The organism is Terrabacter sp. RAF57, from assembly GCF_052113925.1.
Classification (GTDB): domain Bacteria; phylum Actinomycetota; class Actinomycetes; order Actinomycetales; family Dermatophilaceae; genus Terrabacter.
Genome location: NZ_JBFRDT010000011.1, coordinates 1 through 15,167, shown reverse-complemented (window position 1 = coordinate 15,167; position 15,167 = coordinate 1). Strand labels below are relative to the sequence as shown.

Sequence of the window (15,167 nt, the reverse complement as noted above, 5' to 3'; positions counted from 1 at the left end):
TGTGGTCGCGTATGCCGCCGGCCCCGACGAGCGCACCGGCCCGGTCAGCCGGTGGCCGGGTCTCCCGCGGCGCGGAGCATCCGGGACGCCTGCTCGCGCATGACCTCGCGCAGCTCCGGCGGGTCGAGCACGGTCATCTCCCACGGCAGGGCCCCCAGGTGCATCGCCATCGCGCCGAGGTGGTTGCCGCCGGCCTCGAAGATGCAGCGGTCGGGGCCGTCTGCCGTGACGGTGCCGACCGATGGCGGGACCTGCTGGTCCACCGACGACTTCGGCGCCTCGATGCGCACCCGGGCGACGTGGTCGTACGCGTCGCGGCTGATCGCCCGCTGCACGTGCTCGGCGGCGTCGGGCGCGTCGCGTGGGCGGAAGCGCCAGCCGCGGGCCTCGACATCGGCCATCCGGTCGAGCCGGAAGGTGCGCCAGTCCTCGCGGTCGAGGTCGTAGGCGAGCAGGTACCAGCGGCGTCCGGTGGCGACGAGGCGGTAGGGCTCGACGCGGCGTTCCCCCGAACCGCGCGGGCCGGCATACGCGAAGGTGACCCGCTCCGTCTCGCGGCAGGCGCGCGCGAGCAGCAGGAGGGTCGCCGCATCGACCGGCGCGGCTCCACCGTCGAGCGTCACGGTGGCCTCGTGGATGGCCTCGACCTGCGCTCGGAGCCGTCCCGGCAGCACCTGGTCGAGCTTGGCGAGCGTGCGCACCGCCGCCTCCCCCAGCCCTTCGACCGTGCCACCGGCCGCGAGCCGGAGGCAGACGGCGACGGCGACGGCCTCGGTGTCGTCGAGCAGGAGCGGTGGCAGGCGTCGCCCGGCGCCGAGCTGGTAGCCGCCACCGGCTCCGTGGGCGGCGTTGACGGGGTAGCCGAGGTCGCGCAGCCGCTCGACGTCTCGGCGCACGCTCCGCGTCGTGACGCCCAGCCGGTCGGCGAGCTCGGTGCCGCTCCAGACAGGCCGGCTCTGGAGCAGGTCGAGCAGGCGCAGCACGCGGGCCGTCGTGCCGGAGCCGCTGTCGGACGTCGTGGACATGGCTCGAGCATGCCAGCCTCTGCGGACAGAAACTGTCCTATATGGCTGGGAGGGTCGAGCCATGACCACGACACAGACCTCCATCGACTGGACCTCGGCCCTCGTCGACCAAGCCGCCCGGCACTGGACCAACCAGCTGCGCCCCCGTCTCGAGGGACTGACCGACGAGGAGTACCTCTGGGAGCCGACTCCCGGCGCGTGGAACGTCCACCCGCGCGGACAGGGCACGACCGAGATCCAGGGCGGCAGCGGTGCGCTCACCATCGACTTCGCCCACCCCGAGCCCGTCCCCGCACCCGTCACGACGATCGCCTGGCGGCTCGCGCACATCATCGTCGGCGTCCTCGGCGCCCGGGTGCACAGCCACTTCGGCGGCCCGGAGGTCGACTACCTCACCTTCGACTACGCCGGCACCGCCGACGAGGCCCTGGCCCAGGTCGACGCAGCCTTCGCCGCCTGGACCGCAGGCGCCCGGGGCTGGGACGAGGCCGCGCTCGCCGAGCCCTGCGGACCGAGCGAGGGCCCCTGGGCCGAGCACCCGCGCGTCGAGCTCGTCCTCCACATCAACCGTGAGCTCATCCACCACGGCGCAGAGATCGCGCTGCTCCGTGACCTCTACGCCCACCGCGACGACTGAGAGAAGGACCAGACATGGCAGCCCACGTCCCACCCGTCGCCGACGAGCGCGAGAGTCTCATCGCCTACCTCGACCAGCAGCGCGACGCCTTCGCCACCGTCGCCTTCGGCCTCACCGAGGAGCAGATCCGACTCGCACCCACCGCCGGAACCCTCAGCATCGGCGGCCTCGTCAAGCACGTCACCACGTGCGAGCGCGGCTGGACCGAGCGGATGGCTGCGGCGCCCGAGGCGCCGGCCCCGCAGGACCGGTCCCCCGAGGAGCAGGCCGCCGCCTGGGGCGACGACTTCCGCGTCACCGACGGTGACTCACTCGAGTCGCTCCTGGCCGCGCTCGCCGCCCAGGGCGACACGACCCGCGAGGTGCTCCGCCGTGCCGACCTCGGAGCCGCCGTGCCGGTGCCGCGCGACGCCCCGTGGTTCCCCCAGGACGTCGACGCGTGGTCGGTGCGCTGGGTCGCGATGCACCTCGTCGAGGAGCTCGCCCGGCACGCCGGGCACGCCGACATCGTCCGCGAGTCGATCGACGGCGCGACGATGTACGCGCTCGTGGCCGCCCGGGAGGGCTGGCCCGAGACGCCGTGGCTCACACCGTGGCGACCGGCCACGCGGAGCAGCACCTGACGCGAGTTCCGTTGCAGCACAACGCTTGCAGCACAAAGGCGAAGGGCCCTTGGGAGTATGAGTCTCAAGGGCCCTTCTGGTTGATCGGTCGATGATGACGCTCCCGATCGACTCCTCGTCGTCTCCGGTCCCGGCCGCCTCGTCACCCGGCTGCCGCAGTGGGTTGCCCCACCGTGTGGACCCTCGTCTCCGAGTTGTCCCGCTCTCCCCGAGGGGAGGGCGTGAGAGATTTCTATCCCGCACCGACGGGGTCCGCAAGGGCTTTCGCGAAACATTTCAGCGGTCCACAGCCGGGCGGCGTGTCGTCCACAGGAAGGGTCCGTTTCTCCACCGGTCGTACGCGTCGGTGCACAGCTTGTGCACCACCCCTGTGGACGGCGGGGCTCAGTCGCCGGCCCCGCCCGACTCGTCGAGAACGGCCCGCAGGAGGGCCACCCCGGCCGCCGCATCCCGGGCCCGCTCGCGGTCCCCGGCGGCGGCATACGCGGCCTCCGCCTCGACGAGCGAGCGCACCTCGGCGGCCACGAGCGAGCGCTCGGTGGCGTCGTCGAGCCGACGACGCTCGGCCTCCGTCACCCCGAGCCCGACGGCCGCCCCGGCCACGTCGGCCGACGTCGCGACGGTGCGGCCGTCGTCGACGGGAACGGCCTCGGCGTTCTCGATCGCGGCCACGGCGGTGCGCAGCACGCTGGCGGCTGCCCGGTCGCGCTCGCGCATGGCCGTCGTCAGACGGGAGCGCAGGACGGTGCGGAGTGCCGATGACATGCCGAGACGGTATGCCGCTGCCTACCTTGTGCGCCAAGGAGTTTCGCCCCGACTGAGCTCAGCCCGGCGGACGAAGCCGCTCTCGGAAGAAGTCGCGGACGGCCGCGACCGCCTCCGGGTGCTTGTGGTCGGTGAGCGTCGCGTGGTCGTGGCCGTCGAGCTCGACCGCGATGAAGCCGTCGCCGAGCTCACGACGCAGCGTCTCGAACCGCGTCCCCGTGGCCCAGTCACCGCGGTAGCGGACACCGAGCACCGGACACCCCTGCGCGACGCGGCGTCGCACCACCTCGAGGTCCGCAGCCGCCAGGTTGATGTCTGCGGCCCGCCGCCGTCCGAGCGGCAGCGGTGTCGCCGGCTGGGCGACGACGGGGGCCACCACGACGGGGTCGACCATCATCGCGAGCGCGAAACCACCGGTCACGCACATGCCGATCGCCCCCACTCCCGGGCCGCCCACGCGGAGGTGCAGGTCCCGCGCGAGGGCACGCAGCCACCCGGCAAGCGGTGCCGTGCGACCCGTCGCGAACATCGTGAACTCGCGGGTGACGCAGAGCCGCGGCACGACTCGCAGGGCCTCCCACGTGTGCGGTGGGGCGTGCGACGAGCCGAACAGGTGCGGCATCGTCACGGTGAAGCCGTCCTCGACGAGCTCGTCACCCAGCTCGATGACCTCCGGGGTCAGGCCCGGGCTCTCGTGCACGACGACGATCCCAGGCCCCTCACCACGTTCGTAGACGGGGTAGGCGAAGCCGTCCGCGGTGAACTCCCCGCCTGCCCAGCCCGCCAGCAACGACATGCAAGGACCCTACGGCGGTCGGCGCTCCCGTGGGCAGAGTCCACCGCGCGACTACAGTGACGCCATGTCGAGCGACGCCGGTGCGGCACCGACCGAGGTCCCCGCCCACGGCGGCAGCGCCCTCCCGCGGTTCCTGTCCCGGCCGTCGCCACGGGACCCGGCCCCCGTCACCGACCCGGCCGAGCGGCGCGGTCTCCGCTGGGAGACGGTCCTCGTGCTCGGGGTCAGCCTCGGGTCGTCGGCCGTCTACGCCGTCCTCAGCATCATCGAGAAGCTGACCCGTCCGGTCCCGCTGTCGCAGCAGACGACGGCGATGAACCAGTCGGCCACGCCGGGACGTCCGTGGCTCGACCTCGCCTACCAGCTCGCCGGCATCGTCCTGCCCCTCGTCGCCGTCGCCCTGGCGCTCTACCTGCTCAACCACGTCCGGAGGCCGGCTGTCGATGTGCGCGCCGGCCACTTCGTCGGCCTCGACCGCCGCGAGCCCGGCCGTGACCTCCTCCGCGGGCTCGGGCTCGCCGCCGTCATCGGCATCCCGGGACTCGGCTTCTACTTCCTCGCCAAGGCGATCGGCATCAACACCCAGGTCTCGGCCGCCAACCTCGAGGCGGTGTGGTGGTCGGCTCCCGTGCTCGTCCTCGCGGCCGTCGAGAACGCCCTCCTCGAGGAGGTCATCATGGTCGGCTACCTCTTCACGCGGTGGCGCCAGACCGGATGGTCGTGGCCGCTCGTCATCGGGCTCTCAGCGCTGATCCGTGGCAGCTACCACCTCTACCAGGGCTTCGGCGGCTTCGCCGGCAACATCGTCATGGGGCTCGTCCTCGGCCTCGTCTTCGTGCGCACCCGGCGCGTCATGCCGCTCGTCGTGTGCCATGCCGTGCTCGACACCGTGGCCTTCGTCGGCTACTCCGTGCTGCGGTCGCGCGGGGTCTCGATCTGACCGCCCCCGCCGGGCGCCGTCGGAGCGCTGCGCGGCCCACCCAGCCTCACTGCATACGATGTCGCCCATGAACTCGGCCAGACAGGTGCGCGCTCGCCTGCTCGGGGACCCGGCCGACGACTACCGGCTGACCCGCCGCACCGCCGGACGCATCGCGTGGCTCGGCTGGGCCGGGCCGCTCTTCTTCATGCTCGTCGGTGGCTTCATGCGCTTCTGGCACATCGGAGCCCCGCACCAGCTGATCTTCGACGAGACGTACTACGTCAAGCAGGGCTGGTCGATGGTCCTGTACTGGTTCGAGATGAAGAACGACGACGTGCTGCAGCAGGCCAAACAGGTCGACCAGCACTTCACCGCCAACGACCCGATGGTCTACGGCACCGAGGGCGACTTCGTCGTCCACCCACCCGTCGGCAAGTGGCTCATCGGCTGGGGCGAGGCGCCGTTCGGCATCCTCAACTCCTTCGGCTGGCGCTTCGCCGTCGCGCTCGCCGGCACGATCTCGATCTTCATGCTCGGTCGCATCGCCCGTCGGCTCTTCCGCTCCGACCTGCTCGGCACCGTCGCGGCCGCGCTCCTCGCCTTCGAGGGCCACCACTTCGTCCACTCGCGCACCGGCCTGCTCGACATCTTCGTCATGTTCTTCGGGCTCGCAGCCTTCGGCGCGCTGCTCATCGACCGCGACCGGGCCCGCGAGGTGCTCGCCCGAAAGGTCGGTGACCGCGCCCGCACCGCGACGTCGTGGCTGGGGCCGTGGCTCGGCTGGCGGCCCTGGCGCTGGGTTGCCGGCATCATGCTGGGCCTCTCGGCCGGCGTGAAGTGGTCCGGGCTCTACTTCCTCGTCTTCTTCGGGGTGCTCACGGTCCTCTGGGACGTCGGCGCGCGTCGCGCCGCCGGGGTCCGTGGCTGGGGCGCCGGCGGCGTCGCCAAGGACGGGCCGTATGCGTTCGTGCAGCTCGTCGTCACCGCCGTCGTCACCTACGTGGCGAGCTGGACCGGCTGGATCCTCACCAAGGGCGGCTCCTTCCGCACGTGGGCGCAGAACAACCCCGACACCGACTACGGCTGGCTGCCCGACTGGTGGCGCTCGCTGTGGGCCTACCACCAGCAGATGTACGCGTCGACGCAGGCGATCACCTCCTCGCACCCGTACCAGACCAACCCGTGGTCCTGGCTCATCCAGGGACGGCCGACGTCGTTCTTCTACGAGGGCCCGAAGAAGGGCGCCGACGGGTGCCTCGTCGACCAGTGCAGCAAGGCGATCACCTCGATCGGCACCGTCTCCATCTGGTGGGGCGCGACGCTCGCGATCTTCGTGCTGCTCTTCATGTGGGCGCTGCACCGCGACTGGCGCGCCGGCGCGATCCTCTGCGCCCTGTTCGCCGGCTACCTGCCGTGGTTCTTCCTCGGTGACCGGACGATCTACTCCTTCTACGAGGTCGCGTTCGTCCCCTACGCCGTGCTCGCTTGCGTCTACGTCCTCGGGCTCGTCGTCGGCGGCCGCGACGCCTCCCTGACGCGCCGCCGCATCGGCTACGGGCTCATGGGTGCGTTCGTGCTCGTCACCATCGGCCTCTTCGCGTTCTTCCACCCGATCTACGTCGCCGACGTCATCCCGCTGTCGGAGTGGCAGGCTCGGATGTGGTTCCCCAGCTGGGTCTGAACCCGGGCGGGCCGGCCGTCGCCAAGGTGGGACGTCTGCCGGAGACGCCGGTCCTCGGCCGCAACCGGTCAGTGCACGACCCGGACGATCGGGGCAGAACGGTCTACCCTGAACGGTGCACCACCGTTCATCTGACCCATCCCTCGGACCCACCGTCTGCTAGAGGTACGGCCGGCGCCCACGCCCGTTCGGGAGCAGGTGAGGAGACCCCTCATCTGCGGACGAGAGCGCGGAAGACCGCTCCCCAGAAGCGCGCTGTCCCTTCTCAAAGGAGTCCTGATGACGTTCTTTCCCCTAGGCCGAGCTCACGCGCCAGTCGCGGCGGCGGTCGGCGCCCTCGCCCTCCTCGCTGCGTCGGGGCCGACCACGGCCTCACATCCCGACGTCGCGGACGCGGGTGCGGTCTCCGAGGTGCACCCGGTCGCAGCCCGATCACACACGGCCACGGCCACGCCGGTCGAGCACCTCGTGGTCATCTACCAGGAGAACGTCTCCTTCGACCACTACTTCGCCACCTACCCGCAGGCCGCGAACACCGCCGGTGAACCCTCGTTCCGACCGGCACCCGGCACGCCGAGCGTCAACGGGCTGGGCGTCTCCCTGCAGTCGCCCAACAACCCCAACTCCGTCCAGCCGTTCCGTCTGGCCCGATCCCAGGCACAGACCTGCGACCAGGACCACAACTACAAGGACGAGCAGCTGGCCTTCGACCACGGGCTGATGGACAAATTCGTCGAGACCGTCGGCCGAGGTGCCGGCGTCTGCGCCGACTACGGCCACGGCAAGGGTCTGGTCATGGGCTACTACGACGGCAACACCGTCACGGCGCTCTGGAACTACGCGCAGCACTTCGCGATGAGCGACAACGCCTTCAGCAGCACCTTCGGGCCCTCCACGCCTGGAGCCATCAACCTCGTCTCGGGGCAGACGCACGGGTTCAGCCCGGACGGCGGGGCGGTGCCGGCCGCCAGTGGCACCATGATCGGCGACCCCCAGCCGACGGGCGACATCTGCGACACCCGCGACACCAGCTCGTCGGTGGACCCCCGCAATCGAAACATCGGCGACCTGCTCAACGCCCAAGGAGTCAGCTGGGGCTGGTTCCAGGGAGGCTTCGCCGACTGCGCGGCCTCGCACACCGACGCCGGCGGGGTCGTGAGCAAGGACTACATCCCGCACCACGAACCGTTCCAGTACTACGCCAGCACGGCGAACCCCGACCACACGCGTCCGACGTCGATGGCCGAGATCGGACACGCCGGACCCGCCAACCACCAGTACGACCTGACCGACTTCTGGTCCGCCGTGCGAGCGCACAGCCTGCCGTCGGTCAGCTTCCTCAAGGCGGCCGCCTACCAGGATGGGCACGCCGGATACTCCACGCCGCTCGACGAGCAGCGCTTCCTCGTCGAGACGCTCAACCAGCTCCAGAAGTCGTCCCAGTGGGAGCACACCGCCGTGGTCATTGCCTACGACGACAGCGACGGCTGGTACGACCACCAGATGTCGCCGATCGTCAACCAGTCCCGGGAGGCCAATGATGCGCTGACCGGGCCGGGCGCCTGTGGCACCAACCCCGCCCGGATCGCCGGCGGCTACCTGGACCGGTGTGGCTACGGTCCACGGCAGCCGCTGCTCGTCATCTCGCCGTTCGCCAAACGCAACTTCGTCGACCACTCGGTCACCGACCAGACCTCGATCCTCAGGTTCATCGAGGACAACTGGAACACCGGGCGGGTGGGCAACTACTCCTTCGACGAGAAGGCCGGATCCCTGACCAACCTCTTCACCTTCCGGACCCCCGGAGACGACGGCCACGGCGCCCGCGCCCCGCGCCTCACACTCGACCCGGAGACCGGTCAGCCCAAGGCCCTGTGACGAGCCCGTTCCGTTGGTGAAGCCGAGGGGAGCCGTCGCTCCGTCTCCTCCCGAATCCCATCCGGAAATGGCAGAAGGCCGGACGAAAAGCATGTCCGGCCTTCTGCCATCTGTGGAGCTGATGGGATTCGAACCCCTGACCTTCTCATTGCGAACAGGTGCCGGGCCGTTGTCGTGCTCGTCCTGGTGCTCTGCATGCGTTACCTCGGCACCGTTGCCAGATGGCAGTTTCGGGGCTCGGGGGACACCGGGGGGACACGACTCGAGCACACGGGTCTGCGCAGTGACGGGAACCCTTCGCGCTGGCAGGTGCCGCGCAGAAGGCGCGTCAGGAAGTCGGCCACGCGGGCTGTCTCGGTCACCAGGCGCTCGAGGTGGGCAGTGGTCCTCCGTGGGGCTGTGCCCGAGCGGCGACGGCTGGGGCCCCCCTCGTCTAGGCGCCTGAGTCCCGGCCGATCGACGAGGGGCCGGCTGCGAGTGTCGTCAGGACGTCGGGCTCCGCCGTGAGCTCGTCATAAAGCGTGGGGGCGGCGGGGTGCGCGAGGACGGCGCGCCAGCGCCGCCCGCAGCGCGGGGTCCCCGCCGCGGGTCCCCGCGCTTTTCCGCGCCGCAGGCGCGTTTAAGCCAGTACAGAAACTACTCACTGACTCGAACCCCGGATCTGTGCTCCGTCGGGTGATGCGCGACAGTCGCCCGTCAGGTGATGTGCGACAGGGGCGTGGTTCGGCACCGTGGGTTCGAGGACCTGAACACGTGCGTCGACGACCTGGAGGAAGCGCTCAGCGCATCCCGATGAGGGCGGGTCTTCATGTGCGCCGCGCGGCATGACCGGATGTCGCCGTGGAGTTCGCCTCAGCCTCTCGGTGTGGCTGCGACCGACGGCCGGGCACGGTTGTAACGATGGTTGCGTGTCCGGGAGTAGTAGTGCATGGAATCACCGACTCAGCGAAGTACCGGCGTGACGGCAGCGTCAGGCGCCCGGGACGAGCGATGGTTCGAGGACCTGTACGTGCGGTTCAAGGCTCGGGTGTGGGCGTACGCGATCCGTCGGGTGCCCGATGATGCCGATGACGTCGTCACTCAGGTGTTCGCGGTTGCTTGGCGCAAACGCGAGGAGGTGCCTGACAGCTGCCTTCCGTGGCTGTACGCGGTCGCTGCCCGAGAGACGCTGCACGTGCTGCGCACACGTCAGCGCTCTGATCGGCTCGTTGCACGGCTGTCCGGCCGTGGCTGCGGCGTGGTCCCCGACCACAGTGAAGCGGCGGCCGGCCGGGTCGATGCGGCGAACATCGTCAGCCAGGTAATGCACAGCCTTTCAGCCAAGGACGCTGAGGTCCTGCGCCTGTGGGCCTGGGAGCAGCTCGAGCCCGCAGAAATCAGTGTCGTACTCGGAATCACCCCTGCCGCAGCCCGGGTGCGGCTGCACCGCGCTCGTCGCCGGCTCGAGTCACGCCTCACAGCCGCAGCATCCCGACGGACCCCTCTCCTTTCGCGTTCGGAGCCCTCATATGACTGATAACACGACCTCGGGCAGCACCTTGCGTGACCTTCTCTGCTCGGTCGATCCCGCGTCGGCCGCAGGCTATGCCGACCACGACCCGGCCCAGCTGCGCCGCGAAGCCCAGCAGATCCGCCGCGCAACCCGCACACCCTTCCGCCCGCCCGCCCACCGCCGACGCGCCGCTGTCATTGCGGCCGCATCGGTGGCTGTGGTCGCCGCCGGAGGGTCAGCCGCTGCGTGGGTAGCCGCGACCCGCCCGTCAGACCCGTTCAGCGGGTACTGCTCCCCGGCGGTGACGCTGGACCGCGAGGTCTGGGCGCACCGCGGCTTCGCCGTCGCTGAAGGCTCGGACGGTTCCCGGTCGGTGCCTGACGCTCTCGAGGTCTGCGCCACGATGTGGAGTACCGGCATCGTGACCGGCGGCGAGCCGCGTCAGCCGGGATCCACCACCGTGCCGGAGCTGACCGCGTGCGTCATTGATGACACGCTCGTCGTCTTCCCCGCTGGCGCCGGCGTTTGCCGCCAGTTCGGTCTCCCAGCCCTTCGCCGGTGAGCTGTTCAACCGACGGGCTGCCTTTAACGACGTGGCACGAGACGCGGCAAATCCGGTAAACGTCTCACGCTTGATGAGCGGACGTTCGACCTCATGCATGGCATGCTCCATGCTGCGGATCAAGGGAGCGCCCTCGCTCGTAATCGAAGGTCGACCATATTCGACGCTTGCCTTGTGCGGGTCGTGTCAGGTGGCGCCTAGTGGCTGTGGCTCACGACGGTCGCCATGGTTCTTGTGGTAACCGGTCAGTTGGAGCGTCGCACCATAGAGCGGCACGAGCGAGGCCGCGCAAAGCTTGGAGGAGTAGGACCATGGACTCAGGCAATGTCGCGAACCCTCACGAACACCCTCGCGCTGGAACGACTGATGTTGAGCGGCTCTATAAGGTTGCTTTCGATCTGCCGGAGAACCTTGCGAGATGGGCTCGCGCCTCGACGGAGCGTCTATGGACCGAGAAGACGCCGGTGAGAATGGAGTCACGAGTCTGCAACGTCCCCTTCTACGTCAAGGGGATTGCGCTTGGCGACATCGTCCGCGTGCGGGCGGATAACGAGCGTCGAGAGTTGGTGTTCGAGGAGTTCGTCGCGCCTTCTGGGCACTCAACAGTTCGCCTCATCATCTTGGATAAAACTGAGTTGGACCGCATCGGGTCGCTGCTAAAGAAGTTCGAGTGCGCCTGGGAGGTGGACGGCTCAGGCATCCTCTGGGCAATCGACGTACCACCCGCCGTCGCCTATGACACGCTCCTAATCGCCCTCATGCAGCTCAAAGAAGCCGGAAAGATCGAAATCGAAGAGAGCGCCGTTGCACAGGGGCATCGCAAGGGACTTGACACGCTCGGCCAGTCAGGTGGTCTGCCCACTGGAGGGTGAGGAGTGACCACAACGGCAGCGCGGCGTGACTGCGCGCGCGTGGCCGTCCTCAGAGCGGCAGATGAGTGCGTTTGTGGCCTGCGTGAATCAAGCCTTCATGACTGTGGAGTTCCAAGGACTGCGGATCGGCGATAACCCTCAACGAGGTGTTTGTGCGGCAGCTGCGGGGAGTTCTAGTTTCCTGCCATGGGCGGGGGGGAGGCCGTTGACGATGACGTGAGACCTGCACCTCGGGTGCGGTCGTCGGTGTGGCCTGCGGTGACCGGAGTCCTGCTTCTGCTGCTTGGCGGCTACCTGATGGTGCGCCCGCTGACTTCGCTGGGGTTGTTGCTGCTGGCGATAACCCTGGGGCTGCTGGTGGCTGGGGTCCGTGAGCTCGTCGGGGTCGATGACGACGGATCTCGCTCCGGGTGGCGGTTTGTCCGTGGTGCCGCGTATGTGCTGGGTGCGGTCGGGGTCGTGGCGTTCACCGGGCTGGGGGTGCGCGCGGTGATCCTCGTGGTCGGCGTCTCCTTGGTCATCGCGGGCGTGACCGACCTGGTCGACGCCCGCTCGGTCCGCGGTGTGGAGCGGTGGGGCGCGGCGTTGGGCGGGCTGGCCTCCGTGCTCTTCGGCCTGCTGGCCCTGGCGTGGCCTGATGTCAGCGTCATCGTCATCGGGGTGCTGGTCGGGCTGCGGCTGATCCTGCTGGCGATGCGGCTGCTGGCCGTGGCCCTGACCCGGGTCCGGGGTACGCAGGGCAGCCCCAGGCCGGTGCACGGGTGGAGACGCTGGGCCGGCCTGGCCGGCAGCGCGCTGGCGCTCGGGCTGGCCCTGGTACTGGTCCTGGTCAGCCTGACCCTGCAGCGTGGCGCCCCTACCCCCGGCAAGCTGGTGCGCACCGAGCCCTACACCCGCAAGATCCCAGATGGCGCCTCGGCTTGGCGGATCCTGTACAGCACCACCCGTGACGAAGGGCAGCCGGCGGTCGCCAGCGCGCTGGTCGTCGTGCCGACCGCCAAGGCACGCGACGGCATCCCCGTCATCGCGTGGGCGCACGGCACCACCGGCGCCGTCCCCGGCTGCGCTCCCAGCGTCATCGACCCGTTCGAGTCCGGCGCCTTCTTCAACCTCGACCAAGTGCTGGCCAACGGGTGGGGCCTGGTCGCCACCGACTACGTCGGGCTGGGCACCACGGGCCCGCACCCCTACCTCATCGGGCAGGGTGAGGGCCGCTCCGTCCTGGACGCCGTGCGCGCCGCGCACCAGCTGCGCGAGGTCAGCCTCGGCAAGGACACCGTGGTCTGGGGCCACTCCCAAGGCGGCCACGCCGCCTTGTGGACCGGCATCCTGGCCCCGACCTACGCCCCCGACCTGACCATCGACGGCGTCGCTGCTCTGGCGCCGGCCAGCAACCTGCCCGGGCTCATCGACAACCTCGGCAACGTCACCGGCGGCGAGCTGTTCGCCTCGTACGTCATCGACGCCTACGCCAGCGCCTACCCCGACGTCACCTACCGCGAGTACGTCCGCCCGGGGGCGCAGCCCATCGTCAAGCAGATGGCCGGCCGGTGCCTGGCGGAGAAGAGCACCCTGCTGTCGGTGCTGACCATCAAGTCACTCGACAAGACGATGTGGAACGGTGAGCCGAACCGTGGCGCACTGGCCGCCCGGCTTAACCAGAACGTCCCCACCGGCCGGATCCAGGCCCCGCTGCTCATCGGCCAGGGAGGCGCCGACAGCCTCGTCGTGCCGGCCGCCCAGGACGCCTACGTCAAGGCACGCTGCGCCGCCGGGCAGCAGGTCGACTACCGCACCTACCCGGGACGCGACCACGTGCCGCTCGTCGAACCCGACTCGCCCGCGGTGCCGGATCTCATCGCTTGGACCAAGGACCGCCTCTCAGGCAAAGCGCCGCTCAACACCTGCAGTTGAGGGCCGGTCCGCTCCTCCCGTCAGGCGACTCCGTCCCCGAGCAGGGGCCCTCGTAGCCGTCACCCGTTTCCCGCCCGGCGGCAGAAGAGGACGTCCCAACTCAGCCCGCCCACTCGGCAAGGACAGGCTCGAGGATCTGCCGCCCTATTTGAAGATGGTTCTCCTGGTCATTCGTGTACGAGGCGAACTCCAGATCGCTTGCAGCCTTCAGCAGCAGTTGAGGCAGTGGCGCGGACGCGTTGTCCAGCGCTCCGGCCGCTTGTTCGGCCAGACGGGAGAGGTCCAGCAGGCTCGCGGTGCCGTCTTCGAACGCGGTCCACGCTTCCCTGAGTGGCGCGAGGACGCGGCGGCCGTGGTCATCCATGGCTGCAGGGTACGGACTAATCCGCGGCCACGCGATCATGAAAAGCTCGCTCGGCGGCAAGACAGGACGCTTCAGTGAGCCGCTTCTCGTGCTGCACTCCGCACGTTAGCGGCCACCTCTAGTCTGCGGCTATGAGGCTGGCTTGGATGGTCACGACGGTGGCAGGTGTGCTCATCGCGGGGTGCGGTGGACCTGATCTGGTGCCTGGAGGACCCGCACCCGAACCGGTGCGTAGTTGGGGAACCAGCTCGCCCGGAGTATGGGCAGCCGACGCCGTCGACGTCCCAAGTCCTTCCGGTGGCGCCGTTCGGGTCGCAGCAGGGCTGAACGGCCGAGGTGAACTACTCATCACGACGTGGGGCAGCTCGTCGTGCCCTCGGCTGCCGTCCTCTGTGGAGACGGACGGCTCAAGCGTCGTCGTGGAGACGAAGCAGTTCAACCTCTTCGGTGGTGATGGTTGCACTTCCGATGCTTCGCCAACCACGAGCTCGGTCTCCTTGCCGTCGGGTGTCTCCATGAATCGGAGCCTGCAGGTCGTCGTCGACGGCACTCCCGTCACCGCCCGTCGCGTGTAGCGGAGCCATCCTCGTCGCGAAGGCGAGGATCGCGGCATGACAGCGCGTCCGCTCGATAATGGCCATGGCGGTTTTCGGCGGCGTCCAGACTGTTCGAATCAGCTGATGCAGCTGAGGCTCTGGGAAGATCAGCGCATGCCCTTCGACAGTCGCGGCGACCGCCGCCCGGTAGCAAACCCGAGCAACAGCCCCTTCTTGAGTCAGATGCGCGCCACATTCGGCACGGAGATGGTGCGCGTGCTTCGCAACCTTGGAACCGAGGATGAGGAGTCCTTTGAGACCGAGGCGCTCATCCAAGGCAAGCTCGGCTCCTTCGACATCAACACGCCGGTATTCGAGGGCGACTACGTGGAGTTGCCGGATCCGCGGCGCGGAGAAGGTGGCGTGGAGCTGCGGTATGTCGCGAAAGCAACGGTGCTGCGGGCTGGGCCAGAGGACATGCACCGAGTGAAGGTCGAGTGGGGCACGACTCCTCCGCCTCCTCGGGTCGCCCCGGTCCGGCGGCTGAGCCTCGAGAATCTCCACCCCGGGGTGCAGGATGCTGCCGGCGAGTTGTTCATGGATGGCCACTACCAGCCTTCAGTCGCGGAGGCCTTCAAATCTTTGGAGGTTCGCGTCCGCTCCATGACGGGCTCCTCTAAGTCTGGTGCGCCGCTAATGGGCGACGCCTTTGCCTTCCAGAAGGACGACCCGCCCATCGACGTTGCGATCCACGAGGGCCAGAGCGGAAAGGATGAACGCGAAGGCTTTCACGCCATCTTTCGCGGCGTCATGCTCGGCATCCGCAACCCTCGGGCCCACGAGCTCTTCGCTGCCGAGGACCCCCAGCAGGCGCTGGAGTATCTCGGGCTCGCGAGCCTCCTTCACCGACGTCTCGATGCGGCCGAGCTAAAGGATCAACGATCCTGAACGCGGCAGACATCCCAGGTTCTGTTGCTGTCAAGCAGCGCGTTGGAGGATGTGCTCCCAGGCGATTCTTTCGTCGTACAACGCGCCTGTTTTGAGGCAGCCGTGCAGGATGCCGATCCACCGGTTCGCGAGCTGTCGTAGGGCGGCTTGGT

General features: G+C 69.3%; 14 protein-coding genes. 10 read left to right on the top strand and 4 right to left on the bottom strand.

The window, feature by feature from the left end; genetic code table 11:
* Positions 1–44: 44 nt before the first annotated feature.
* The gene (locus AB4Y83_RS13405) at positions 45–1,025 is read right to left on the bottom strand and encodes a helix-turn-helix transcriptional regulator (protein ID WP_442297175.1); all 981 of its coding nucleotides are present in this window, start codon (positions 1,023–1,025) and stop codon (positions 45–47) included.
* 61 nt (positions 1,026–1,086) lie between these two features.
* On the opposite strand from AB4Y83_RS13405, the gene AB4Y83_RS13400 reads away from it, so the two are divergent.
* A complete protein-coding gene (locus AB4Y83_RS13400) occupies positions 1,087–1,662 on the top strand; it encodes a DinB family protein (RefSeq protein WP_442297173.1) in 576 nt (191 codons plus the stop codon).
* 14 nt (positions 1,663–1,676) lie between these two features.
* Positions 1,677–2,285 carry a DinB family protein gene (locus AB4Y83_RS13395; protein ID WP_442297172.1) on the top strand — a complete coding sequence of 203 codons (609 nt, stop codon included), beginning with the start codon at positions 1,677–1,679 and terminating at the stop codon, positions 2,283–2,285.
* A gap of 384 nt (positions 2,286–2,669) precedes the next feature.
* Here AB4Y83_RS13395 and AB4Y83_RS13390 read toward each other — a convergent pair whose 3' ends face one another.
* Positions 2,670–3,050, bottom strand: a complete 381-nt coding sequence (locus AB4Y83_RS13390) for a hypothetical protein (protein ID WP_442273785.1) — start codon at positions 3,048–3,050, stop codon at positions 2,670–2,672.
* 58 nt (positions 3,051–3,108) lie between these two features.
* Positions 3,109–3,846 (bottom strand): dienelactone hydrolase family protein, encoded by a 738-nt coding sequence (locus tag AB4Y83_RS13385; protein WP_442273784.1) that lies wholly within the window; start codon positions 3,844–3,846, stop codon positions 3,109–3,111.
* Positions 3,847–3,910: 64 nt separating this feature from the next.
* Here AB4Y83_RS13385 and AB4Y83_RS13380 point away from each other — a divergent pair, with 64 nt between their 5' ends.
* From AB4Y83_RS13380 to AB4Y83_RS13350, 7 genes are all read left to right on the top strand, one after another.
* Positions 3,911–4,786 carry a CPBP family intramembrane glutamic endopeptidase gene (locus AB4Y83_RS13380; protein ID WP_442273783.1) on the top strand — a complete coding sequence of 292 codons (876 nt, stop codon included), beginning with the start codon at positions 3,911–3,913 and terminating at the stop codon, positions 4,784–4,786.
* Positions 4,787–4,853: 67 nt separating this feature from the next.
* Positions 4,854–6,449, top strand: coding sequence for a dolichyl-phosphate-mannose--protein mannosyltransferase (locus AB4Y83_RS13375; RefSeq protein WP_442273782.1), 1,596 nt, complete (start codon positions 4,854–4,856; stop codon positions 6,447–6,449).
* 279 nt (positions 6,450–6,728) lie between these two features.
* Positions 6,729–8,327 carry a phospholipase C gene (locus AB4Y83_RS13370; RefSeq protein WP_442297171.1) on the top strand — a complete coding sequence of 533 codons (1,599 nt, stop codon included), beginning with the start codon at positions 6,729–6,731 and terminating at the stop codon, positions 8,325–8,327.
* A gap of 958 nt (positions 8,328–9,285) precedes the next feature.
* The gene (locus AB4Y83_RS13365; RefSeq protein ID WP_442297170.1) at positions 9,286–9,843 is read left to right on the top strand and encodes an RNA polymerase sigma factor; all 558 of its coding nucleotides are present in this window, start codon (positions 9,286–9,288) and stop codon (positions 9,841–9,843) included.
* A complete protein-coding gene (locus AB4Y83_RS13360; protein ID WP_442297169.1) occupies positions 9,836–10,381 on the top strand; it encodes a hypothetical protein in 546 nt (181 codons plus the stop codon). Before AB4Y83_RS13365 ends, AB4Y83_RS13360 begins: the two co-directional genes overlap by 8 nt.
* Before the next feature lie 311 nt (positions 10,382–10,692).
* Entirely contained in the window at positions 10,693–11,253 is a 561-nt protein-coding gene (locus AB4Y83_RS13355; RefSeq protein WP_082622882.1) for a DUF4265 domain-containing protein, read from the top strand.
* A gap of 258 nt (positions 11,254–11,511) precedes the next feature.
* On the top strand, positions 11,512–13,167 hold the full coding sequence (locus AB4Y83_RS13350; RefSeq protein ID WP_442297168.1) for a lipase family protein: 1,656 nt from the start codon (positions 11,512–11,514) through the stop codon (positions 13,165–13,167).
* A 100-nt stretch (positions 13,168–13,267) separates the two neighbouring features.
* Here AB4Y83_RS13350 and AB4Y83_RS13345 read toward each other — a convergent pair whose 3' ends face one another.
* Positions 13,268–13,531, bottom strand: coding sequence for a hypothetical protein (locus AB4Y83_RS13345; RefSeq protein ID WP_442297167.1), 264 nt, complete (start codon positions 13,529–13,531; stop codon positions 13,268–13,270).
* A gap of 680 nt (positions 13,532–14,211) precedes the next feature.
* Between AB4Y83_RS13345 and AB4Y83_RS13340 the strand changes: the two genes are divergently transcribed.
* On the top strand, positions 14,212–15,015 hold the full coding sequence (locus AB4Y83_RS13340) for a TIGR02391 family protein (protein ID WP_442297166.1): 804 nt from the start codon (positions 14,212–14,214) through the stop codon (positions 15,013–15,015).
* Positions 15,016–15,167 lie beyond the last annotated feature (152 nt).

Bases quoted from the DNA above. Each gene is read 5' to 3' on its own strand.
- AB4Y83_RS13385 (WP_442273784.1), bottom strand. From the start codon at position 3,846: ATGTCGTTGCTGGCGGGCTGGGCAGGCGGGGAGTTCACCGCGGACGGC.
- AB4Y83_RS13405 (WP_442297175.1), bottom strand. From the start codon at position 1,025: ATGTCCACGACGTCCGACAGCGGCTCCGGCACGACGGCCCGCGTGCTG.
- AB4Y83_RS13345 (WP_442297167.1), bottom strand. From the start codon at position 13,531: ATGGATGACCACGGCCGCCGCGTCCTCGCGCCACTCAGGGAAGCGTGG.
- AB4Y83_RS13370 (WP_442297171.1), top strand. From the start codon at position 6,729: ATGACGTTCTTTCCCCTAGGCCGAGCTCACGCGCCAGTCGCGGCGGCG.
- AB4Y83_RS13390 (WP_442273785.1), bottom strand. From the start codon at position 3,050: ATGTCATCGGCACTCCGCACCGTCCTGCGCTCCCGTCTGACGACGGCC.
- AB4Y83_RS13340 (WP_442297166.1), top strand. From the start codon at position 14,212: ATGCAGCTGAGGCTCTGGGAAGATCAGCGCATGCCCTTCGACAGTCGC.
- AB4Y83_RS13400 (WP_442297173.1), top strand. From the start codon at position 1,087: ATGACCACGACACAGACCTCCATCGACTGGACCTCGGCCCTCGTCGAC.
- AB4Y83_RS13375 (WP_442273782.1), top strand. From the start codon at position 4,854: ATGAACTCGGCCAGACAGGTGCGCGCTCGCCTGCTCGGGGACCCGGCC.
- AB4Y83_RS13380 (WP_442273783.1), top strand. From the start codon at position 3,911: ATGTCGAGCGACGCCGGTGCGGCACCGACCGAGGTCCCCGCCCACGGC.
- AB4Y83_RS13360 (WP_442297169.1), top strand. From the start codon at position 9,836: ATGACTGATAACACGACCTCGGGCAGCACCTTGCGTGACCTTCTCTGC.
- AB4Y83_RS13395 (WP_442297172.1), top strand. From the start codon at position 1,677: ATGGCAGCCCACGTCCCACCCGTCGCCGACGAGCGCGAGAGTCTCATC.
- AB4Y83_RS13355 (WP_082622882.1), top strand. From the start codon at position 10,693: ATGGACTCAGGCAATGTCGCGAACCCTCACGAACACCCTCGCGCTGGA.